The following is a 22,373-nucleotide window of genomic DNA, read 5'->3' on the forward strand; positions in this document are numbered from 1 at the left end:
CTTTTAAAGTTCAAAAATTTGTATTCTGATTTAGGACGGTCTGTACCGATGCTGTCATATAGAAAGATTATCTGTATCTCAGTATCGGCTGCAGCACAAAGAGGGGAGATAAAGTGATAAAAAGTAGAAGAAAACTTCTTTTTGTATTCTTTATAGGAATAATTTTATGGTTCTGTCCAGAACCAACAGGGCTTGAACCGATGGCATGGCATCTTTTTGCAGTTTTTGCCGCAATAATTCTAGGATTTATATTGCAGCCGATACCAATAGGTGCGGTGGCATTTATAGGTGTTACAGCAGCTGCACTTTTGGGTGTGATGGATGTAAAGTCAGCTATTTCTGGTTATGGAAATAGTACCATCTGGCTTATCGTGTGTGCATTTTTATTAGCGAGGGCTTTTATTAAAAGTGGTCTTGGCAAACGTATAGCCTTTTTGATCATCAAGTCTATAGGAAAGTCTTCTTTGACATTAGGCTATGCAATTACATTCAGTGATTTTATTATTTCACCGGCTACGCCTTCGAGTACGGCTCGGGCTGGTGGGATTATTTTTCCGATAATTAAGAGTCTTTCATCAGCATTAGGCTCGGAACCTGGAACTACGGCCAGAAAATTTGGTGCATATATAATGCAGATAGAATACCAAGCCAATGCTATTACCTGTGCTATGTTTATGACAGCTATGGCGGGTAATCCACTTATTGTTGAATTGGCAGTAAAGACAATTGATGTTCATATAACTTGGGGAATATGGGCTATGGCGGCTGTACCATCGGGGATAATCTCGTTAATACTTATGCCTTATTTGCTTTATAAACTTTTTCCACCTGAGATAAGTAAGATGTCATTTGCAAAAAAGATGGCTGCTGATGAATTAGCGAAAATGGGAAAGTTATCTTTAGATGAAAAAGTTGTAATTATTGTCTTTATTGGTGCACTGCTATTATGGTCAACATCAGGTTTGACAAATATGGACGCGACAGTTGTTGGGATGCTTACTGTATGTGTATTAGTCTTAACAGGCGTGCTTAACTGGCAAGATGTACTGAATGAAAAAGGTGCATGGGACACTATGTTTTGGATGGGTTCGTTAATAGCGTTAGCAGATGCGTTAACTAAGTCTGGTTTTATAAAATATTTATCTACAAATGTAGGGCAGATGATTTTACAAGCAGGAATATCATGGTTGCCTGCCTTTGGTATTTTGATATTAGTTTATGTCTATTCCCATTATGCGTTTGCTAGTGTGTCAGCACATATTGGGGCAATGTATGCCGCCTTCCTCGCTGTGGCTGTTGCAGTAGGGACACCGCCGCTTCTTGCAGCAATAGCATTTGCTGTATTATCTAATCTAATGATTCCTTTAACGCATTATGGTGGCGGGGCTGCGCCGATTCTTTTTGGTGCTGGTTATGTATCACAAGCCGAATGGTGGAAATTAGGTTTTATAATAACTACTGTAAATATAGTTATTTGGTTAGGATTTGGTAGTTTTTGGTGGAAAATATGCGGCCTATGGTAATATGATAAAAGCAGGAAAATCCCGGTATATGTTCTGATATACCGGGATTTTCCTGCTTTTATTTTTGTTAATTTTCACAATAAAAATTTTTCAAAGACAATATTTCCCAGCTTCATACCAGCGGGGGTAAGAAAGAGATAGGCATCATTTTCCTTTAAAAGTTTTTGGGTGAGGAGCATATTTATATTTTTACCATAAACATCGTGGATGCTGCGGTGAAAATTTTCTTGGAATTTTTTTTTGTCGATTCCCCGGGCAGTACGCAATGCCAAAAAGCAAAATTCTTCCATCCATGTTTGGTTATCAAATTTTTCTTCTTCAAAAACAGGCAATGCATTATTGTTACATGAACGGATATATTCATAAACATTATGGGTATTGTAGGTGCGCTGGAAATTGTAATATGAATGGGCAGCGCAACCGAAACCGAGGTATGCTTTATCTTGCCAGTAAGCAAGGTTATGACGGCTAGCGAAACCATGTCGTGCAAAGTTTGCTATTTCATAACGCTCAAAGCCATGCTGGGGAAGTGTGGTTGTAATAAAGTCATACATGGTTTCCACTGTGTCCTCATCAGGCAGTGGCAGGCATCCTTCTTTTTGCATCTGGGCAAAAGGCGTTCCCGGTTCTATTTGAAGGCCGTAAATAGAAATATGCTGGGGTTCTTGTTGCAACGCCCAGGCAGTGCTTTCTTGTAGCATGGCAAGCGTTTGCCGGGGTAGGCCGTACATGAGGTCAAGGCTTATGTTTTGAAAGCCTGCTTTTTTTGCGGCTGTGATTGCTTCTTTTGTATCTGCAAGGGTGTGTATGCGGCCAAGCAGTTTGAGCAAAAAATCTTGTGTAGCCTGCACACCAAAACTTAGGCGGTTTATACCAAGTTTTCTCAAGGCTTGGAGTTTTGGCAGGTCAACTGTGCCAGGGTTGGCTTCCAAGGTTATTTCAGCGTCGGGGGAAAGGTCGTAAGAAGTCTTTAGGGTAGTAAGGATGGTGGCAATGCTGTTTACCGATAAAAGTGAGGGAGTCCCCCCACCAAAATAGACGGTGTCGGCCTTCAAAGGAGAAGCCTGTTGGTGCCGCAATTTTATTTCTTTGCATAGCGCAGATACGTATGCGGGATAAGTATCCTTTTTTGCCGCTATTGAAGGAAAATCACAATAGCGGCATTTTGCAAGACAAAAGGGAATATGGATATATAAGGAAATCATCAGTCCACTTTTAAAATTGCCATGAAAGCTTCCTGCGGTACTTCTACACTACCAACGGATTTCATGCGCTTTTTCCCTTCTTTTTGTTTTTCCAGTAGTTTGCGCTTACGGGTTATATCACCGCCGTAGCATTTTGAAAGCACATCCTTACGCATTGCCCTAACTGTTTCACGGGCGATTATTTTATTGCCTATTGCTGCTTGGATAGGTATTTCGAACATTTGCCGCGGAATGATTTTTTTGAGTTTTTCTGCCAACTGGCGACCGCGTGGCTGGGCTCTGTCTATATGGACAATAGTGGAAAGGGCATCAACCATTTCACCATTCAAGAGAATGTCCAATTTAACCAGTTTAGCCTGCTGATAACCGGCCAATTCATAATCAAGGGAAGCATAGCCGCGTGTAGTGGATTTTAATTTATCAAAATAATCGTAGATTATTTCATTGAGTGGAACATTATAGACGAGCATGACTCTGTTGTCGATATAGTCCATGCTGATAAATTTGCCGCGCTTTTCCTGTGATATTTCCATTACGGCACCCACGTAGTCGTTTGGCACGATGACGGTGGCTTTTACGAATGGTTCTTCCATATGTTCTATCTCGGTAGGTGGGGGCAGTTCGGCTGGGTTGGCAACCTTCAGCATTTCCCCGTTTGTTTTGTAGACATGGTAGATAACACTAGGTGCGGTTGTTATGAGCTTTAAATTGTATTCACGTTCCAAGCGTTCCTGAATGACGTCCATATGCAGAAGGCCGAGAAAGCCGCATCTGAAACCAAAGCCAAGGGCTATGGAGGTTTCCGGTTCAAATACGAGGGCGGCATCATTTAACTGCAATTTTTCTAAAGCATCTTTTAAGTTGTTGTATTCACCGCTGTCGATTGGATAAAGGCCGCAGTATACCATTGGAGTAACGCCCCTGTAACCGGGCAGGGCTTCTTTCGTCGGGTTTTGGACAGTGGTTATGGTATCGCCTACCCGAATATCCTTGACATTTTTTAAACTACCGGCAATAAAGCCGACCTGTCCGGCATGGAGTGAGCCGACATTTACCGGAGTTGGCCGGAAGAATCCTATATCGGTGACTTCAAAGGTCTTACCCGTAGACATCATCTTTAATTTCATACCGGGTTTGATCATTCCTTCGAAAACACGGATATGGGCGATAGCACCTTTGTAGGAATCAAAGTAGGAATCAAAGATGAGAGCCTTCAACGGTTCGCTGTCGTTGCCAGACGGGGCCGGAATTTTGTCTATGATTTCTGTAAATATTTTGCTTATGCCAACGCCGGTTTTGGCGCTGCATAGGACGGCTTCACTTGCATCAAGGCCGATAATGTCCTCTATTTGTTTTTTCACCCGCTCAGGATCGGCACTGGGCAGGTCGATCTTGTTTATGATAGGAATGATTTCTAAGTCGTGTTCAAGTGCCAAATAAACATTGGCCAGTGTTTGTGCTTCTACACCTTGGGCAGCGTCAACGACCAGAAGTGCACCTTCACAGGCAGCCAGGCTGCGGGAGACTTCATAGTTAAAATCTACGTGGCCGGGAGTGTCAATTAGGTTGAGCTCATAAATTTGTCCGTCTTTTCCTTTATAATGTAGTCTGACTGTCTGGGCCTTTATGGTTATGCCGCGTTCTCTTTCAAGATCCATATTGTCCAGAATTTGGTCTTCCATTTCTCGTTCTGTCAGTGTTCCTGTTTGTTCTATCAATCTATCGGCAATAGTTGATTTTCCGTGATCAATATGGGCGATTATTGAAAAATTCCTGATGTTTTTTGCGTCCAATTATAAATGACCCTTTCTTTATATAAGATAATCTTACAGCTATTATAACGAATTTAGCCATCTTTGTGAAGAAAGTTAATGAGCTTTTATTTTTCCTTTAGCTAAATAATAGAAAACCTTATACAAAAAATGTATAAAATAGTTTGAAATTGACGAAAATTGTTTTATAATATCTTTATTGTAATATTTTGCGTAAAAATCTTACAATTTGAAAGGATTTCATTTTGCGGGATGATCCCGTTTATAGAAAGGTCTGGTTTTGTGAATATACGCACGAAAATGCTGGTCACTTTGTTGGTACCGCTTATTTTTTTGATAGGTGGGCTTAGTTTGTTTAGTTATTACTATTCAACAAAAGAGGCTGAATTTGAGCTGCAGAGAAGTATTGGTTATAAAATGGAGGCTGATACCGCTTCTATTGATAAGGTACTTAAAGGACAGGAAGTAATTCTGCAAACGTTAGCTGTCAATATAGACGGAAAGGATACCGAACAAATTCGAAGTATGCTGAAACCAGTTTTGGATGCGGATAAGGATAAATTAAAAATGGGGATGTTTGTAGCGCGCCAAGACGGTTCGTACGTTGATGCGGATAGCAGACCCTTGCCAGCAGATTTTGATCCGCGTACACGGGGCTGGTACCAAGCTGCCGCAGCCGGTGGAGTGGGAGAAATCAGCTATACTGAAGCTTATATCGATAAGGTTACAGGGAAAATGTGTATAACTTTATCTACGAAAAGTCCTGCCGGGCAGGTTATAGAACTTGATATGAATTTGGATAGTATCCAAAAGTTAATCAATAATATTTATATGGGGAAATCGGGACATGCCTTTTTGGTTGATGGCAAGGGGACGTTTATAGCCCATCCAAACTATAAAGCTGGAGACAATATTGCTACGGTAGAAAATGGAAAGTTTAAAAATATTGCCGATGCTCTTGCGAAGAATACAGATGGTTTTACAAATTTAACATTCGATGGAGATGGAGGCAAATACCTTTATTCTGCTAAAAAGCTCCCCGGTACAGGCTGGTTGTTTTGCACTTCTGTGTCAGAATCTGAAATGTATGCCAATGAACGGCGGATGGGATATATCTTGATCGCCAGTGGAGTGGTCATTGCCTTGATTTTAATGGGCGTGATCTTATTTACCGTGAGAAAGATTACTATGAGTTTAAAGGTTATTGCCAATTTTGCAGAAACACTTGCTGATGGTGATTTACGGAGTGCTTTTACGATTTCCAGTGAACATGAAAAGGATGAAATCGGCGATGTTGCACGGGTGATGTTGAAAATAAAGGATTCATGGCGAGGTGTCCTAAAGAAAATACACACAGGCTCTGACCAGCTTTCTTCATATGTAAAAGGTTTGACCGATACAATGGAGCAGTCGGCACAGGCATCGTCACAGATAGCACAGTCTATTTCCAATGTGGCGACAGATGCGAGCCAGCAGCTTGAGCATATTGAAAAAGCTAATGGTGAAGTGAGTACGATTGTTGAAAATATTAATGCCTTACGGACAAATATAGAAGAAACAGCTAATTATTCAGTTAAGGTTGTTGAAAATGCTGAGCAAGGGCAGTCAACGGCTGATATTGCTATAAAGCAAATGGAAAATATTGAAAAAGCGACAAATGATTCGGCAAAGACAATTTTTACCTTGGGCGAACAATCCCAAAAGATTGGTAAAATAGTTGATAGTATAACAAATATTGCCGGACAAACTAATCTGCTGGCATTAAATGCTGCTATTGAAGCCGCACGGGCAGGGGAAAATGGCAAGGGTTTTGCTGTAGTTGCTGAAGAAGTACGTAAACTGGCAGAGCAGTCACAGACTGCTGCTGGAGAGATTGCTGAGCTTATCGGTGCTGTCCAAAGTGAGACCAATATAGCGGTAACCTCAATGCAGACGGGGACGAAAGAGGTCAATACTGGTGCCGGACAGGTGAAGGAATCAGCAGTATTTTTCCATAAGATAACTGATAATGTGAGTGAAATGAGTGCGCGGATTGAAGAAATAACTGCGGCTGTAGAAAAAATAGCAAAAGGTGCTTCTGTTATCCAGGAAAGTATGGAAAATATAAGCCAGTCAAGTTCTTCTACTTCAGGCGAATCGCAAACAGTTTCTGCTGCCAGCGAAGAACAGGCTGCTTCTGTTGAAGAAACCGCGGCTTCGGCAGATTCACTTAAAAAACTTGCGGATGAACTGCAAAATATGATAAAGAGTTTTAAAATTTAAGCTTTCATTGGTAAATTTTATTTTAGTAATACCGCTGCTGAAAATGGCAGCGGTATTTTTAAAATAAAAAGCAGTCGATAATTTCCGGGCATGCTGTTATAATATATAAGTATGTTTGGCGGTATATATTTACCAAATTAATTTATGCTATAATATTTATATATTGGTTAGAAGGGGTAAGAAGTATCTATAATGTTCAATCATAATGATATGTCGGGAAAATTGAAGTTTATAAGCCGTATGCGGATTTTGGCAGGACTGCTGTTGTTTGTGGAGCTGTTAGCCGTAGGTTGGACGCTGGCTTTTTATTTTTTGTATCCCAGCCAGCAAACAGGTTTTTTGTCAATCAGCTGGCTGTTGTTGATCGGTATGGTTATTCCTTTTAACTGGCCGGGAGCAATAGTGTGTGCACTTTTGAGTATTTTTTTGCGCGCGGACGCGGTATTGATTTTAACGGCCGGTATATATATAATTTTTACACTGCTAGTCAATCGTGCCGTATGGGTGCCAAACCCACAGGGATATCATCTTTTAGTCAAGGTTATGCGTTTGGAGATAGGGAAATCGGTTCTTTTGATGCTGGCTGGGTGCTTTATAGCATTAGTCGACACCGGTGGGGAAGAATTTGTAACTTATATGGTTATCGCAGTTTATGAATTTGGTTCCGCCATAAATATGATCATTTTCTACAAGCTGTTGGAAAGTATAGATAACATGGATTACAGGGAAATCTTTCAGGTCGACGGTAAAAGACCGTATGGGCAATAAAAAAACCTGTGCATCATTGGAACGGTGCACAGGTTCTCATTTCAAAATATAAATCTGATTATTCAAATAAATATAGATAGCGTTTCTTAAATTCTTCCGGCTTCATACGGTATATTTTAGCTATTTCCGGATTGTCCAAGTCTTCTTTTTCCAGCCGCTGCATAAAACTGCGGGCTATTTTATAATTTACAGAATCAATGTTTACCTTGCGGACGAAGGTTTTGCCGGTGGTGGGATTCTTTAGTTCTTCAAAGTACATTGGAATAGCGCGGCTTCCCTGTACAGAGATCATTGCTCCGGTTCCTCCCTTGAGCAGGAATTGGACGGCGGAATAACCCAGCATAGCCGTGTAATCAATGTCGTAAGCAATAGGGGCAGCACAACGCAGTTCGTAGCCAATTTCCTTATCAACAATGGTGAGCTTTATGCCTAAGCGTTTCATTTCATTGATGATGGCTTCTTTTAGTATTTCGCCGAAATCAAGTTCAGCATAGCGAATGTGGCTGTGTTCATCTAAGGAAACCTTGCCGAGTTTGGCAAAATCCTCTGCGGCTATTTTTTCTAATACACCTTCGGCAATGACGGCAACGCCATAATTGCGGCCTAACATATAACGTTTTACCATAGCACCGACGAGCAGGTCTATGAGGTGCTGCAAAGTTATTTTATACTGTGGGAATTCTTCCGGTATGACGGTGATAGCGGCACCGGCGGAACGGCCAATGCCAAGCGCCAGATGGCCGGCGGTTCGTCCCATGGCGATGGCGAGATACCAGCGGTTATTTGTGGTTCGGGCATCCTCTATCAGGTTTTCAATCTCCGTTGTACCAAACGCGCGTGCTGTTTCAAAACCAAAGGTAGGAACACCTTCAGGTAACGGCAGATCGTTGTCAATCGTTTTGGGAACATGTACGACATTCAATGGATGGCCAAGCTTTTGTGAACAGGCAGCAACGGCTGACGCACTAAAGGCCGTATCATCACCACCGATGGTAAGGATGTGTGTGACGCCGAGTTCAGCAAGAGTTTTTACAACGGTTTTGAGATCGTTTTCATTTTTGGTAGGGTTAAAACGGGACATTTGCAGTATACAACCGCCAGTCAGATGGATACGGCTCGTATTGTCGTAAACGAGTTCGATATATTTCTTTTCGCCCTTGGCGAGATAACGAAAACCTTCATAAATACCGAGTACTTTCCAGCCGTTGCGGATAGCCTCGGAGGTAACAGAACGGATGACGCTGTTGATTCCCGGTGCAGGGCCGCCGCCGCAGATTATAGCAATAGTTTTTTGTGACATGAAAATCCCCCCTAGTCATTTTTTGGAATTCAGACTAAAATAAAGATCATCAAAATGCTTATTTGTACTGCTGTTCTGTTTATATAGAGGCCGGTCTTCAGCTTTGGCACGACTATTCATGTATTTTTCGAGTTTTCGCTTAACCCGCTGTAGGGCGTTGTCTATGGATTTTACGTGGCGGTTCAGGTCGACCGCTATTTCCTGGTATGATTTTCCGTCCAAATAGGACATGAGCACTTTCCATTCCAGATCACTTAAAATCTGTTCCATTTTTCCTTCGATTGCCAGAAATTCTTCACGGTTTATCATGAGTTCTTCCGGATCACTTACGGCGGTGCCGGATAAAATGTCAAGCAAAGTCCGGTCTGAGTCTTCATCATATATAGGTTTATTAAGTGAGATATATGAATTTAAAGGGATGTGTTTTTGCCGCGTAGCCGTCTTTATTGCCGTTATAATCTGCCGTGTAACACACAATTCAGCAAAAGCGCGAAAAGAAGATAGTTTTTCATCACGAAAATCGCGAATAGCCTTATAAAGGCCGATCATACCTTCTTGGATTATATCCTCACGATCCGCACCAATCAGAAAATATGAACGAGATCTAACACGAACAAAATTGCGGTATTTTTTTATTAAATATTCCAAAGCAAAATTGTCCTGCTTTTCTTTGATCTCTATTAAAAGCTCTTCATCGCTTAGTGCTTCAAGAGCATTCTCTGCTTCATCGATAGAGCAGCCTTCCGGTATGTCTTTTCCGGTGTCCTTTGGTGTTCGCTTTTTGCCGATAATGCCGGTAGAAAATCCTCTGATGTTTGAGGTGCTGTCTTCAGGAGAGCCCTCTATATTTTCTTTAGAGGACGCACTGTCCTTGTTTTTTAAATTCATTCGCATCATCGCTCCAGTCCGGAAATATGACGATGCTTTCGCGTCATTTCCAAATTATAAGATTGCATTAGTACTTTGACATATTGCAAAAGTTTTATCTTACTTGAAATTATACATTAGCACTATTGTCTAGTCAAGCACAACAAGGCTTTTAAGGTATTTGGGCCGTATGGGGAGGACAAAAATTGCGCATGAAACAGATAGGCGTATTACCGTATTTTTTACCATTTGCTGCGCCGTAGTAATAAAACCAGGAGTTAAACAGGAAAACAGAGATTAAAAAGGGACTTTTTCTGCATATTACGCATATATTACTTAGAAGGAAAAGTCCCTTAAATGAGTTTTTGGTTAAATTGATAAATCAATTTATAAATTTTTTCAATAGATTTATTAAATATACGTTGTCTTACACTAATTTATTTGGTATAGTATTTTTGTTACAGTATCTGTTATCTGAAGTATAGTATCGGAGGCTGGGGTTTTGAATTGGTTTAGCGGTTAGAGGATTTCACCATGATAAAAAATACGATGGTCCGTGATCTGCCAGAACAGGAACGCCCACGTGAGAAGCTTATAGCATACGGTGTCCAAGCACTTAATAATGCCGAACTATTGGCTATTTTGTTACGTTCAGGGACAAGGGAGACCTCTGTTTTGCATGTTGCTGAAAGTCTGTTGTCCTTATACAAAGAAAAAGGATTGACTTCAATAGTAAATCTCTCTACGACCCAGCTGAGCGAAATACACGGAATCGGACCTGCTAAGGCGGCGACTGTATTGGCTGCCGTAGAATTGGGCCGGCGGATTGCCCAAGAACCATTTGCAAGGAAAGCTTCTATAAAAAGCCCGGCTGATGCAGCAGCTTATATTATGCCGCGGCTGAGATATGAAACAAAGGAAAAGTTCGCCATAGTACTTTTGAATGTAAAGAATCAGATATTATCCTTCAGAATAATATCTGTGGGAATTTTGAATGCATCAATAGTCCACCCGCGTGAAGTAATGGCTGAAGCATTGCTTAATTCAGCGGCGGCAATTATTTTGGCGCACAATCATCCGAGCGGCGACCCTGCTCCGAGCAGCGAAGATATTGCTACCACACACCGCTTAATTAAGGCGGGAAGGATAATGGGCATAGAGATTGCAGATCATATAATTATCGGAGGGAGCAGATACATAAGCTTTAAAGAGCGAGGCTTACTGAGATAAGTAACTTCAGCGAACAAGGGATGTATTAAATGCTGGCGGGAGTTATAATGGTGTTATAAGTTATTGCACGTAATAATATAAATTGATATTTTATACGAGATTTGAAGGGAGTACTTATTTAGAATGTGGAATATTTTTGGCGGTTTTTCTCATGATATGGGTATAGATTTAGGAACAGCAAACACACTGGTGCACGTAAAAGGAAAAGGCATAGTACTGCGCGAACCATCAGTTGTCGCAATAGATAGGGAAACAAGTAATGTATTGGCAGTAGGCGCAGAAGCAAAGAGAATGATCGGGCGCACACCGGGTAACATCGTAGCAATAAGACCTATGAAGGATGGGGTTATTGCTGACTTTAATGTTACGCAGTCAATGCTTAAGTATTTTATCGGCAAGGCTATGAACCGCAGTTCGTTTATGAAACCGCGTGTGGTTGTCGGCGTACCTTCAGGCGTTACAGAAGTAGAAAAACGCGCTGTAGTTGATGCGGTTCGTCAGGCTGGTGCCAATGAAGCTTATTTGATTGAAGAACCAATGGCAGCAGCTATCGGTGCCGGTCTTCCTGTTGAAGAAGCTACGGGTAGCATGGTGGTAGATATCGGCGGCGGTACTACTGAAATAGCCGTTATTTCCCTAGGCGGTATAGTGACAAGCTGTTCTATACGTATTGGTGGGGATGAAATGGATTCCTCGATCGTCCAATATATAAAACGTATGTATAATCTGATGATTGGCGAACGTACGGCAGAAGAAATAAAGATAAACATAGGCACGGCGATACCTGCACAGGAAGGTAAGCATATGGAAATACGCGGGCGGGATCTTGTCAGCGGTTTGCCAAAAGTGTTGGATATAAGTGAACATGAAATAGAAGAAGCTTTGCGTGAACCTGTCCATAAAATCGTTGAAGCAGTGAAAAACACGTTGGAACGGACACCGCCTGAACTGGCTGCTGATGTTATGGATCATGGGATCATGATGACGGGCGGCGGTGCGCTGCTGTCAAACTTGGATAAATTGCTTGGCAAGGAAACTGGAATGCCGGTACTTATGGCTGAAGATCCTTTATCATGCGTCGGCGAAGGCACGGGAAAGTCACTGGAAAATATTGATTTACTTAAACGTGTCATGATGACAACAAAAAAGCTGAGATAAGAAGCGGATATAGATGAGTATGCAGACAAATGACCCAGCAGGTAAGAGAATATGGATACTGATACTGGTCTTTTTGAGCGTGTTTTGTATAATCTTCTTCTCAGCTAAAAATAGAGTTTCGATACCGTTGACTAATGGCATTGTAACGACCTTGCTTGCGCCGTTTCAAAGCCTTTCGGCGACCATCAGCAATAAGGGCGGCAACCTGATTGATACAATAAATAAAATAGTGTTTGTCTATGATGAAAACAGACAACTAAAGAATGAAGTGTCAGCACTGCGCGAGCAAAACCTGCAGGGCAATGAGCTGGCAGCAGAAAACCAGCGTTTGAAGTCGTTGCTCGATTATAAAAGCGCAACTAAAAATTTTGATTTAGTTGTAGCAGTTGTAATAGCGCGTGACCCGGCAACATGGGTCAATAATGTGGTTATTAATCGTGGCAGCAATGATGGTATAGAAAAAGATATGCCGGTAGTTACTCCGGAAGGATTAGTCGGTTCAATAATCGAGACTTATCCAAGCTATTCTATCGTGGGCTTGGTAACGGATCCACGTATTTCAGTTGGGGCTTTAGTTCAACGCGGCGATTCGAGAGTCGCAGGAATAGTAAAAGGGGATATCAACAAACAAGAGGATATCCATATGGATAATCTCCCCAGGGCAGCTGATGTGCAGCAGGGCGACCAGATAATAACATCGGGACTTGGCGGCATATACCCAAAAGGAATCTCTATTGGTACAGTAGAAGATGTGCAAAATGAATCGGGCGGCCTTCTTAAATATGCAGTGGTAGAACCAGCAGTTGATTTTCAAAAGCTCGAAGATGTTGCAGTGGTAGTTAGTTCACGCGAATTGCCACCGGAAATGCTTACTCAGCAAATGCAGCAGGCCGCAGATGGCGGTGCTAATAGCAATGCTAACGGCACTGGAGAAGAAGGAAAGACTAAATGAAAAAGAATTTTGCGTGGATTGTTGTTTTTCTCGTTGCTTATATTTTACAAACTTCTTTACTAAATTTAATTTCTTTTCATAATGTCAGCGCCGATCTGCTTTTGTTGCTGACCGTATCCTATTCATTGACACATGGTTTTCGACGAGGCGCTTTTGTTGGTTTTTGCAGCGGACTTTTACAGGATGTTGCATCAGGAACTTTTCTTGGTTTTAATGCACTAAGTAAGATGGTAATTGGGTTTGGCTTTGGTTTCATGCTAGGGCGTGTTTATGAGAAGAAGTTTATCTTACCACTTTTATCATCTATTTTGGCAACGGCTGTAAATTATTTGATATCACTTCTTGTTATATTGATGCTCGGTTATAGAGTGAATATGCTGCACAGTCTATACAACCTGTTACTGATACCGTTGATTTACAACTTATGCTTTTCATATGTGGTGCATAGAATAGTGTGCTGGTTGAAAAATAAAAGTTTTGATGATTAATTAGGGCACCTTTGAGGGTGTCTTAATTAATAAATACAGGGAGAAAACAGCTTGGAATCGAGAGATATATTTAAAAGATTAAAAGCTTTATCCATTGCGTCAATTTTGGTTATACTGGTGCTGATTATCAGGCTTGGATATTTGCAGATATATCAAGGCGATTTTTATAGAAAACAGGCCGAGGGAAATCGGATACGGATAATACCTACTTTGGCACCGCGTGGCACTATGTATGACAAGAACGGCAATCCATTGGTAATGAACCAGCCTGGTTTTACGGTGGCAATTTTGCCGCTTGAAGAAGAAATAAAGCCGCAGCTTATAGATAATCTATCAGCCCTATTAAAAATGGATAAAAGTGAAATTGAAGATAAAATACAAAAACACAGGGGTTTTGACCCGATACGTTTAAAGACAGATGTAGGCCCTGAAATTTGGACTATTATTGAGGAACAAAAAGAGAAGTATCCGGGTGTTGTCGTTGAGGCGCAGCCGATCAGGGATTATATTTATAAGACCATAGGTGCGCATACATTTGGCTATGTTGGTGAAATAAATGAGGATGAACTGAAGAAACACACAGCAGAGGATAATTATAAGCTGGGTGATTCAATAGGTAAATTCGGTTTAGAAAAAGTTTATGATGAGTACCTGCGCGGAACGGCAGGCGGTGAACAGGTCGAAGTTGATGTGACGGGGAAACCAGTCCAGATTTTGGGCAAGAAAGAGCCTATTCCCGGTAAAGACCTCCATTTGACAATTGATATGGGCTTACAGCTGGCAGTAGAAAAAGCTATTGATGACCGACTCAATGAAATACATGCGAATGCGGCGGCAGCTGTCGTCATGAATCCAAAAACAGGAGCAATATTGGCCATATCCAGTCGACCATCCTTTGACCCTAATAAATTTGCCAAGGGAATTTCAGAAAAAGACTGGAGCGAGGTCAATAATAATCCTTATCATCCGATGGATAATAAGGCGATAACTGGTGAATATCCACCAGGCTCTACTTTTAAGATAGTTACGGGTACGGCTGCGCTGAATGAGCACAAAGTCACTCCGCAGGAAGAAATATTTGACCCAGGGGTATATTGGCTTGTACCAAAACGTAATGCAGACGGAGAAGCATTGGGATTGCTGAATTTTGAACAAGCATTGGCGCATTCAGATAATGTTTATTTCTATGAAATGGGCAATCGTGTTGGGATAGACACGCTTGCTAAATATGCAAGATTGTATGGCCTGGGTGAAAAGACAGGTGTTGACCTTCCGTATGAAGCAAGCGGATTGGTAGCCAGCAAGGAATATAAGGAAAAGGTTTATAAAGAGGATTGGTATTTGTCAGAAACACTTGATGCGGCTATTGGCCAGGGCTTTAACCTTGTTACTCCGATTCAGGCAGCATCAGTTATGAGCCAGGTGGCAAATGGTGGAACACGTTATAAACCTTATCTTGTAGATGAGATCACAAATCCTGATGGATCAGTTTATAAACATTTTGACCCGGTTGTCACGGGCAAGCTGGATGGTGTTGATCCTACCTTTATAAAACTTATTCAGCAAAGTCTTTTTGAAGTAACAAAAGTTGGTACAGCAGCATCTTTTTTTGGTGGCTCTTTTCCTATAAATATTGCGGGGAAAACAGGCACGGCTGAAAATTCACATGGTGCTGACCATGGTTGGTTTGTGGCCTATGGACCGTTTGAAGACCCTAGTGTCGTTGTCGCGGTTATAGTAGAAAATGGCGGTTATGGGGCACAATCTGCTGTACCAATCGGTAAAGCCATATTGGAAGCTGCTTTTAATCTGGTGCCTGAACCACCTTTGATCGATCCGTTAAAGGTACCGGCAGTTGCTGATAATAATGCAATGAAATTGGGAGTAAAAGTTACTCCTTAAGAAAAGTAAAGTAAAGGCAGGAATATGTATTGGGTAAAGCGAATTAGACTTAAAGGAATATTTTTGGTTTGCTTAATTGAACAAACAATAAGGTGAGCAGAGGTTACCGTAATAAATAGCAGACAGCAGGATGTATATATAAAATGAGTGAAGAAGTTGTATTTAAAGGAAGTCGATCGGGATTAAAGCTGGTTTTAGCAAATACGGTCGATTTTCCCACAATTGAAAATTTAATAAAACAAAAACTCGATTCTTCTTTTAACTTTTTCCAAAAGGGAACAGTAATTCAGCTTGAAGCTAACTGGCTGGATAAAGCCCAAAAACAAAGTTTGGGAAATATTTTTTCTACTTACGGATTGGTCTTACAAGATATCAATACAGACAAGGAAACGGGTAAACAAGCTTTTCCACAAGTGGAAGGAAGTACCGCGCAGAATGCCAATGCAGCGGGAAGCGATGGAAAAACAAAAACCACCATAATAAACCAGACGATAAGGAACGGACAGGAAGTTATCTCTGACGGTTCAATTGTTATTAACGGCAATGTTAATCCAGGGGCGGCGATAATTGCGGGTGGTAATATTGACGTCAGGGGATCGTGTAGGGGTATAGTCCACGCTGGTGCTTTCGGTAATATGGAGGCAGTAGTGACAGCAGACCATCTTATCCCTATGCAGATCAGAATCGCTGATATGGTGGCACGTGCACCGGACAAATGGATGTCCAAGTCAGATGCGCCCTATCCTGAAAAGGCTTACATTAGTAATGGACAGATAGTTTTAGAGGCAATTAGCAGCCGGTAGGAGGAAGGGTATATGAGTGAAGTAATAGTTATAACATCGGGAAAGGGCGGTGTAGGAAAAACTACGACTACCGCTAATCTCGGTGTTGGACTGGCTAAAAGAGGCAATAAAGTCGTGCTCATCGATACTGATACGGGGCTTAGAAATCTTGATTTACTGCTTGGCTTAGAAAATCGTATAATGTATGATTTGGTTGATGTGGTAACAGGACGTGTTCCGTATAAAAAAGCGTTGGTACGGCATAAAAAATACGAAACGCTTTTTTTGCTGCCAACTTCGCAGATACGCGATAAGAATTCGATAAATGGACAACAACTTATTGACGTATGCAATGAAATGCGCGGCAAATTTGATTATATACTCATTGATTGTCCGGCAGGTATTGAACAAGGTTTTAAAACAGCGATCGCAGCGGCCGATTATGCCATTGTAGTAACGATGCCTGAAGTCGCTGCAGTACGTGATGCAGATAAAATTATCGGTGAACTGAACCGTGCGGATAAATCACATATTAAGCTTATTGTAAACAGAATAAGAAGCCATATGGTAGACGCTGGCGATATGATGGATATGGAAGATATAAATGATATCTTGGCTATAGACTGTATAGGACAGGTCCCTGATGACGAATTGGTAGTGATATCCACTAATAGAGGCGACCCCGTGATCTCTAATAAGAAATCTTTAGCTGGTCAGGCATATAATAATATTGTGGGACGTATATGTGGCGAGCAGATACCATTTCTTAATTTTAGGAAAAAGACATTGTTTGATAAAATAAAACAGATATTACATGTATGAGGAGGTATATCCCATGTTGAGGGCTGTTATGAAACTGTTTGGACACGATGATAAGCCGTCAGGAAAAATAGCCAAGGATCGCCTACGTATCGTGCTTATACACGATAGGGCGAATATTTCGCCTGAAATAGTTAATCATATAAAAGACGATATAATAAAAGTAATCTCACATTATATGGATATAAATCAGCATGATATGGAAATCAGCTTGTCGGATGATGAGAATTCAGTAGCACTTTTAGCCAATATACCGGTAAAAAGAATAAAACCGCAGATTATGTCTTCACGGAATATGCATAGATAGTTGGTTTATAATAATAGACGGGAAAAATGGCCTTTTGTTAATAAGCAAAAGGCCATTTCTTACGAAGTTGCAAAGACAGTATTCCATAATAATTAAGGAGATTCAAATGTTTTATAAACGCCTTATAGTATTGCTGTCGTTGGTGGGGATTATCTCTTACGGTGTAATATATTTTACCGTAGATATAAATACATTGAGAAATTTGCTCGATTTTAAACCTTGGTCGATTGCGGCAGCCCTTTTTAGCGTAGCCATGGGAATTTTTTTGGATGGTCTCAGGCTGACTGAGCTTATTAAAATATCTGGTGAAAAAATCACGCCGCTGCAAGTATCGAGAGTGGTGTTTGGCAATTATTTCCTTGCCCTTTTAACGCCTGGTTTTTCGGGAGGGGCAGTAGCACAGCTGATGTTTTTGAGGCATGCTGCTATTCCTATGGGAAAAGCGGCGATAATAGTAGTTGTGAGAACTATTATTTCGATAGCTTTTTTATTTATCTGTATGCCTTTTATTTTGTTAAGTGATGATGGTGTATTGCCATGGGTATCAAATGAATTTTTACTGGCTTTTTCCATATTCGCTATTTTGCTTATTGCCGTTTTAGTATGGGCAATGATAAGCGGGTATTTTGATAAGGTCGCAATATTTATTGCTAAACGTATATCACATAGAAAAGGTCGCAAGCTGATAATCTTTTATCGTGATAATAAAAGAGCAATATTACTTTTGACAACATCTCCTTTGGGGATGCTGAAAGTTTTTATTATATCCGGATTGAGCTTGATTGCACTATACGCTGTAGTACCCTTCCTTTTATTGGGGTTGGGGGTTGATGTCAATTGGATATTAGTAATGGGACGGATGATCTTTTTAAATCTGTTTTTGTATTTTTCACCTACTCCGGGCGGGTCTGGCATTGCCGAGGGTGGATTTATCCTGCTGTTTAATACTATTGCCCCGGGAGGAACGGTCGGGGTTGTGGCTGTAGGATGGCGGTTACTCGCCGAATATCTGCCTTTTTTAGTGGGATTTTATTATTCTGTAAAAATTTTCGGCAGGGAATTTTTGGGGAAATCTATTTTAAAAAAAAATGAAAAGAACAGTTAGCTGATAGGAGGATGGCATGGAAAACAGTGAAGACCGAATTATTACTGGCACAGAAAATGATATGGATACATGGCAGTACAGCCTCCGTCCTAAACGCTTGGATGAATATATCGGGCAGGATAAAGCAAAGGAAAATCTGGCAATCTTTATAAAAGCTGCTGTGTCCAGAGGCGAGGCACTTGACCATGTACTACTTTATGGCCCGCCAGGATTGGGAAAGACGACCCTTGCTTCCATAATCGCAAATGAACTTGGTGTTAATTTTCGAGTGACATCAGGTCCGGCTATTGAACGGTCTGGCGATTTGGCAGCTCTTTTGACGAATCTTACAGAAAAAGATGTTCTTTTTATTGATGAAATACACAGATTGTCGCACAGCGTGGAAGAAGTGTTGTATTCCGCAATGGAAGACTATGCCCTGGATATAATAATAGGAAAAGGCCCTTCAGCACGTTCTATTCGTTTAGATATTGCTCCATTCACCCTTATCGGGGCGACAACGCGTATTGGCGCTTTGGCTTCACCGCTCAGAGATCGTTTTGGTGTTATTTCCCGTCTTGAATATTATGAACCGGAAGCATTGGTCTATATTATTAAAAGATCAGCAGAAATTTTGAACATTAAAATAGAGGATAGGGGTGCCGCGGAGATTGCACGCAGGTCACGTGGAACCCCGCGTGTGGCCAATCGGCTTTTAAAGCGGGTACGTGATTTTGCGCAGATAAAAGGCGATGGGGTCATAACCGATGAAATAGCCGACCGTTCACTGGCTATGCTGGAGGTAGACAAAGCAGGTCTTGATAATATCGACAGACGTATGCTTATGACCATGATCGAAAAGTTTGGTGGTGGTCCGGTGGGAGTGGAAACCTTGGCAGCAGCAATAAGTGAAGAACGTGATACCATTGAAGATGTATATGAACCTTATTTGCTTCAGCTTGGTTTTATTAATCGGACACCGCGCGGACGTGTAGTAACCACATTGGGGTATAAGCATATGAATATAGATATGCCAAATAACGGCGGCCAGCAGGAAAAATTATTTGATGAAAAGTAATAGAGAAGGTTAGATATATGAAAATACTTTTGCACATGTGCTGCGGCCCATGTTCATGTTATCCGGTGCGTAAGTTACGCGCTGACGGGCATGTCTTGACAGGGTATTTTTTTAATCCGAATATTCATCCGTATAAGGAATTTAAACGGCGGCTGGATACAGCAGTGGAATTTGCTGAAAAAGTAGGACTTGATATTGCTGTTGACAAAAATTATGATCTCAGAACATTTTTGCGCAGGGCTTTATCAGCGGAAAAACGTGAAGAAACATTGACCGAAAAGCCGCGCTGCCGTATGTGCTATGCGTGGCGTTTGCACCAAGCCGCAATTTATGCCAAAGAAAACGGTTTTGATGCTTTTACTTCGACATTATTTGTAAGCCCCTATCAGTTGCATGATGTCATGAAAGAAGTGGCTGAAAAGATTGCCCAGGCAGAAAAAATTCCGTTCTTTTATGAAGACTTTCGTGTTGGTTGGGATGAAGGCGTGACAATCTGTAAGGAGCTTGATTTATATAGACAACCTTATTGCGGTTGTATTTTCAGTGAAGAAGAACGTTATAACAACAGATGGAAAAAAGAGAATAAAAAAAAGATGAAAAAATTACGTGAACAGAAAATACTTATGGATAATGTATAGGTTTACTGCATGAATAGGAAACCATATAAATCAGCTGTTTGGTTTAGATGTTCTTTGCATCATTATATTAGCTATTATCCAGGCAATTAGACTTTCCGCCCCTTCATTTTTATTTAACCCGTCTGCCGTTATGCCATCATAGCAACCACCACATTCAGCATCAATGAGAGAAAGGTTCGAAACGTTTTTGCCGGTATACCAAGCAAAGCATATCTGGGCATAATGCCTATAAATATCCTTATGCGTTATGTTATAAGCTTTAAGACAGGCGAGTAACGTAGCACAGGCTTCAACTGGCTGCTGGTCAAAACGGGCGGCAGGCATGTCCTTTTGCAACCAACCTTTACAACCTATAGGTGAAAAGGTGTCATTGATGATTGTTTTTGTTAATAAAAAATCTAAACTGTCCAAGCCGGCGGCTTTATAATGTTCATTTTTATTGATAGTAAAGGCAGTGAGCATTGCGTTAGGCAAAACAGCATTGCAGTATGTCATGTTATTTTCAAACCATCGCCAGTTTTTATCGGTATTATTATTGTAAGCGGTGTAAAGATCATGAGATAAGTTATCAATAATGCTACGCGTTTTGTCTGTATTATGCCAATGGGCAAGACCTAACAAAGAATACGCCTTTGCACGTAAAAATGTTAAGGACGGATAATTTTTTATTGTACGGTTGAGCATCTTATCTGCGGCTGTACGTACGGAAGATGGTAAGTTTGTCAATGATACGATAGTGCCCAATGCCCATACACATCTACCAAAACAATCTTCCGAACCATGTATTTCTTTAAAATGGCGGTCATAGTCCATAAAATTACCAAACCACCCATCCTTTTGGGCATATAATAGAAATCGTAGGTATATTATAATTAAATTGAGATATTTCTGCTCTTTAGTATCACTGTACAGCAGGCCTACCATGATTAGAGCTCGTGCATTGTCATCACTGGTATAGCCTTCAGAAGGATCAGGGAGTGCATATAAGGAGTGCTGGAATATACCTGTATCATCTGTCATATGCAGAAGGTAGCTGTCAAAAGTAAAAGCTAAATTATTATCATAAGCCAGTGCGGCAATTTTAAAATCATGACAAACAGTATTGAATAAATTGGCATAATGATCGGCAACATAATGCCATAGCATATTTTTACCAAAGAATAGCATTTTATTTTCCATGAGATTTTTATTTTGGGGATGTTCAATTAGATAATTGATACAATCGCTTAAGGCATCGCTGTCTTGAAAACCAGCCAGCAAGCCACGACCATCGGCCAACATTTCTTTCGCATATGGATAAGGTGTAGAGATTATTACTCTACCGTACCCCGCCGCATAAGCGAGGGTTCCGCTGACGGCCTGTCCTTTTCCCAAATATGGGGTCATATAGATATCAGAAAGTTTTAACCAACGTACGATATCTTCCTTGGACAGGTATTTATTTATAAAAGTAACATTGTTTTCAAGATGAAGCTCGCTGACTAGTTTTTGTAAAGATTCCCTATAGGTTTCACCGTATTTGCGGCTAATTACAGGGTGGGTCTGGCCTAAGATAAAGTACAAAACATTGGGATATTTTTGCACGGTTTTGTATACAGCCTTGATGCCATAATCAAGGCCTTTGCTTGGACTCAACAGGCCGAAAGTACTTATTATAGTTCTGTTTTCCAGCTTTAGCTGTTTTTTTAATGCTGTGCGGTTTGGAACATCGAAATAAGGTACGCCATGGTGTATCTTTTCTATCTTTTCCGGGTTGGCATGATAGACGTTCTGCAAGAGCAGACGTGAATTTTCGGCCATGATTATTATTTTTTCACTTTTTTTACATAATAGTTCCAAAATATTTTTTTGTTTTTCATTAGGGTGCGGCAAGACTGTATGGAGAGTAGTTATTATTGGTTTTTGGAGAGCATTAATAAAATCAAGTAAATATTCACCATTACTGCCACCAAATATGCCATACTCATGTTCTATTACAATAAGTTGAAGAGTAGACTCGTTTACTTTTTTTGCCGCATCTATGTAACTTTCCCTATTTTGCTGAGGCAGATCAAAAATGACATCATCATTATAAACATATTTGTCATCACTTATGGCAATGACGTGTGGATGAATATGCGGGTTTTTTTGTAATTCACGGAATAGATCATGGGTAAAGGTTGCTATACCGCATTTTCTGGGCGGATAGGTACTGAGAAAAGCAATGTTTAGATCATTCATTTTAAAAACTTCCTTTTA

19 protein-coding genes are annotated in these 22,373 nt (G+C 40.8%); 14 read left to right on the top strand and 5 right to left on the bottom strand.

What is annotated here, in order from left to right:
* The first annotated feature begins 113 nt into the window (after positions 1 to 113).
* The gene (locus EDC37_RS02030) at positions 114 to 1,523 is read left to right on the top strand and encodes an anion permease (RefSeq protein WP_132547399.1); all 1,410 of its coding nucleotides are present in this window, start codon (positions 114 to 116) and stop codon (positions 1,521 to 1,523) included.
* A 74-nt stretch (positions 1,524 to 1,597) separates the two neighbouring features.
* On the opposite strand, the gene hemW is transcribed toward EDC37_RS02030, so the two are convergent.
* The gene (hemW, locus tag EDC37_RS02035; protein ID WP_231040149.1) at positions 1,598 to 2,728 is read right to left on the bottom strand and encodes a radical SAM family heme chaperone HemW; all 1,131 of its coding nucleotides are present in this window, start codon (positions 2,726 to 2,728) and stop codon (positions 1,598 to 1,600) included.
* Positions 2,728 to 4,521: a translation elongation factor 4 gene (gene lepA / locus EDC37_RS02040; RefSeq protein ID WP_132547403.1), complete on the bottom strand. Its 1,794-nt coding sequence runs from the start codon at positions 4,519 to 4,521 to the stop codon at positions 2,728 to 2,730. The genes hemW and lepA overlap by 1 nt, the downstream gene beginning before the upstream one ends.
* A gap of 261 nt (positions 4,522 to 4,782) precedes the next feature.
* Here lepA and EDC37_RS02045 point away from each other — a divergent pair, with 261 nt between their 5' ends.
* Both EDC37_RS02045 and EDC37_RS02050 read left to right on the top strand, forming a co-directional pair.
* Positions 4,783 to 6,762 carry a methyl-accepting chemotaxis protein gene (locus EDC37_RS02045; RefSeq protein WP_165874436.1) on the top strand — a complete coding sequence of 660 codons (1,980 nt, stop codon included), beginning with the start codon at positions 4,783 to 4,785 and terminating at the stop codon, positions 6,760 to 6,762.
* A 192-nt stretch (positions 6,763 to 6,954) separates the two neighbouring features.
* Complete coding sequence (locus EDC37_RS02050) at positions 6,955 to 7,530, top strand: hypothetical protein (RefSeq protein ID WP_132547407.1); 576 nt, start codon at positions 6,955 to 6,957, stop codon at positions 7,528 to 7,530.
* Positions 7,531 to 7,588: 58 nt separating this feature from the next.
* Here EDC37_RS02050 and pfp read toward each other — a convergent pair whose 3' ends face one another.
* Entirely contained in the window at positions 7,589 to 8,830 is a 1,242-nt protein-coding gene (gene pfp, locus EDC37_RS02055; RefSeq protein ID WP_132547409.1) for a diphosphate--fructose-6-phosphate 1-phosphotransferase, read from the bottom strand.
* Positions 8,831 to 8,845: 15 nt separating this feature from the next.
* Positions 8,846 to 9,718 carry an RNA polymerase sporulation sigma factor SigH gene (gene sigH / locus EDC37_RS02060; protein WP_132547410.1) on the bottom strand — a complete coding sequence of 291 codons (873 nt, stop codon included), beginning with the start codon at positions 9,716 to 9,718 and terminating at the stop codon, positions 8,846 to 8,848.
* A 513-nt stretch (positions 9,719 to 10,231) separates the two neighbouring features.
* Here sigH and radC point away from each other — a divergent pair.
* The 11 genes from radC (at position 10,232) to EDC37_RS02115 (ending at position 20,135) form a co-directional block, all read left to right on the top strand.
* Entirely contained in the window at positions 10,232 to 10,927 is a 696-nt protein-coding gene (gene radC / locus EDC37_RS02065; protein ID WP_231040148.1) for a RadC family protein, read from the top strand.
* A gap of 123 nt (positions 10,928 to 11,050) precedes the next feature.
* Positions 11,051 to 12,085: a rod shape-determining protein gene (locus EDC37_RS02070; protein ID WP_132547412.1), complete on the top strand. Its 1,035-nt coding sequence runs from the start codon at positions 11,051 to 11,053 to the stop codon at positions 12,083 to 12,085.
* A 13-nt stretch (positions 12,086 to 12,098) separates the two neighbouring features.
* Entirely contained in the window at positions 12,099 to 13,037 is a 939-nt protein-coding gene (gene mreC, locus EDC37_RS02075) for a rod shape-determining protein MreC (protein WP_132547414.1), read from the top strand.
* On the top strand, positions 13,034 to 13,525 hold the full coding sequence (gene mreD / locus EDC37_RS02080) for a rod shape-determining protein MreD (RefSeq protein WP_132547416.1): 492 nt from the start codon (positions 13,034 to 13,036) through the stop codon (positions 13,523 to 13,525). The genes mreC and mreD overlap by 4 nt, the downstream gene beginning before the upstream one ends.
* 51 nt (positions 13,526 to 13,576) lie before the next feature.
* Positions 13,577 to 15,427: a penicillin-binding protein 2 gene (gene mrdA, locus EDC37_RS02085; protein WP_132547418.1), complete on the top strand. Its 1,851-nt coding sequence runs from the start codon at positions 13,577 to 13,579 to the stop codon at positions 15,425 to 15,427.
* Between the two features lie 143 nt (positions 15,428 to 15,570).
* Positions 15,571 to 16,230 carry a septum site-determining protein MinC gene (gene minC, locus EDC37_RS02090; RefSeq protein WP_132547420.1) on the top strand — a complete coding sequence of 220 codons (660 nt, stop codon included), beginning with the start codon at positions 15,571 to 15,573 and terminating at the stop codon, positions 16,228 to 16,230.
* A 12-nt stretch (positions 16,231 to 16,242) separates the two neighbouring features.
* Entirely contained in the window at positions 16,243 to 17,031 is a 789-nt protein-coding gene (gene minD, locus EDC37_RS02095) for a septum site-determining protein MinD (RefSeq protein ID WP_132547422.1), read from the top strand.
* A 13-nt stretch (positions 17,032 to 17,044) separates the two neighbouring features.
* On the top strand, positions 17,045 to 17,335 hold the full coding sequence (gene minE, locus EDC37_RS02100; RefSeq protein ID WP_132547424.1) for a cell division topological specificity factor MinE: 291 nt from the start codon (positions 17,045 to 17,047) through the stop codon (positions 17,333 to 17,335).
* A 100-nt stretch (positions 17,336 to 17,435) separates the two neighbouring features.
* On the top strand, positions 17,436 to 18,440 hold the full coding sequence (locus EDC37_RS02105) for a lysylphosphatidylglycerol synthase transmembrane domain-containing protein (RefSeq protein ID WP_132547466.1): 1,005 nt from the start codon (positions 17,436 to 17,438) through the stop codon (positions 18,438 to 18,440).
* A gap of 16 nt (positions 18,441 to 18,456) precedes the next feature.
* Positions 18,457 to 19,497 carry a Holliday junction branch migration DNA helicase RuvB gene (gene ruvB, locus EDC37_RS02110; RefSeq protein ID WP_132547426.1) on the top strand — a complete coding sequence of 347 codons (1,041 nt, stop codon included), beginning with the start codon at positions 18,457 to 18,459 and terminating at the stop codon, positions 19,495 to 19,497.
* Between the two features lie 17 nt (positions 19,498 to 19,514).
* Positions 19,515 to 20,135 (top strand): epoxyqueuosine reductase QueH, encoded by a 621-nt coding sequence (locus tag EDC37_RS02115; protein WP_132547428.1) that lies wholly within the window; start codon positions 19,515 to 19,517, stop codon positions 20,133 to 20,135.
* 30 nt (positions 20,136 to 20,165) lie between these two features.
* Here EDC37_RS02115 and EDC37_RS02120 read toward each other — a convergent pair whose 3' ends face one another.
* Positions 20,166 to 22,355 carry a glycosyltransferase family 4 protein gene (locus EDC37_RS02120; protein ID WP_132547430.1) on the bottom strand — a complete coding sequence of 730 codons (2,190 nt, stop codon included), beginning with the start codon at positions 22,353 to 22,355 and terminating at the stop codon, positions 20,166 to 20,168.
* Between the last annotated feature and the right edge of the window lie 18 nt (positions 22,356 to 22,373).

This window comes from Pectinatus cerevisiiphilus (assembly GCF_004341685.1).
In the GTDB taxonomy this organism is placed as follows: Bacteria; Bacillota; Negativicutes; order Selenomonadales; family Selenomonadaceae; genus Pectinatus; species Pectinatus cerevisiiphilus.

Coding starts and splice junctions, on each gene's coding strand:
- hemW (WP_231040149.1), bottom strand. CDS start 2,728: ATGATTTCCTTATATATCCATATTCCCTTTTGTCTTGCAAAATGCCGC.
- EDC37_RS02050 (WP_132547407.1), top strand. CDS start 6,955: ATGTTCAATCATAATGATATGTCGGGAAAATTGAAGTTTATAAGCCGT.
- pfp (WP_132547409.1), bottom strand. CDS start 8,830: ATGTCACAAAAAACTATTGCTATAATCTGCGGCGGCGGCCCTGCACCG.
- sigH (WP_132547410.1), bottom strand. CDS start 9,718: ATGAATTTAAAAAACAAGGACAGTGCGTCCTCTAAAGAAAATATAGAG.
- radC (WP_231040148.1), top strand. CDS start 10,232: ATGATAAAAAATACGATGGTCCGTGATCTGCCAGAACAGGAACGCCCA.
- EDC37_RS02070 (WP_132547412.1), top strand. CDS start 11,051: ATGTGGAATATTTTTGGCGGTTTTTCTCATGATATGGGTATAGATTTA.
- mreC (WP_132547414.1), top strand. CDS start 12,099: ATGAGTATGCAGACAAATGACCCAGCAGGTAAGAGAATATGGATACTG.
- mreD (WP_132547416.1), top strand. CDS start 13,034: ATGAAAAAGAATTTTGCGTGGATTGTTGTTTTTCTCGTTGCTTATATT.
- minC (WP_132547420.1), top strand. CDS start 15,571: ATGAGTGAAGAAGTTGTATTTAAAGGAAGTCGATCGGGATTAAAGCTG.
- minD (WP_132547422.1), top strand. CDS start 16,243: ATGAGTGAAGTAATAGTTATAACATCGGGAAAGGGCGGTGTAGGAAAA.
- minE (WP_132547424.1), top strand. CDS start 17,045: ATGTTGAGGGCTGTTATGAAACTGTTTGGACACGATGATAAGCCGTCA.
- ruvB (WP_132547426.1), top strand. CDS start 18,457: ATGGAAAACAGTGAAGACCGAATTATTACTGGCACAGAAAATGATATG.
- EDC37_RS02115 (WP_132547428.1), top strand. CDS start 19,515: ATGAAAATACTTTTGCACATGTGCTGCGGCCCATGTTCATGTTATCCG.
- EDC37_RS02120 (WP_132547430.1), bottom strand. CDS start 22,355: ATGAATGATCTAAACATTGCTTTTCTCAGTACCTATCCGCCCAGAAAA.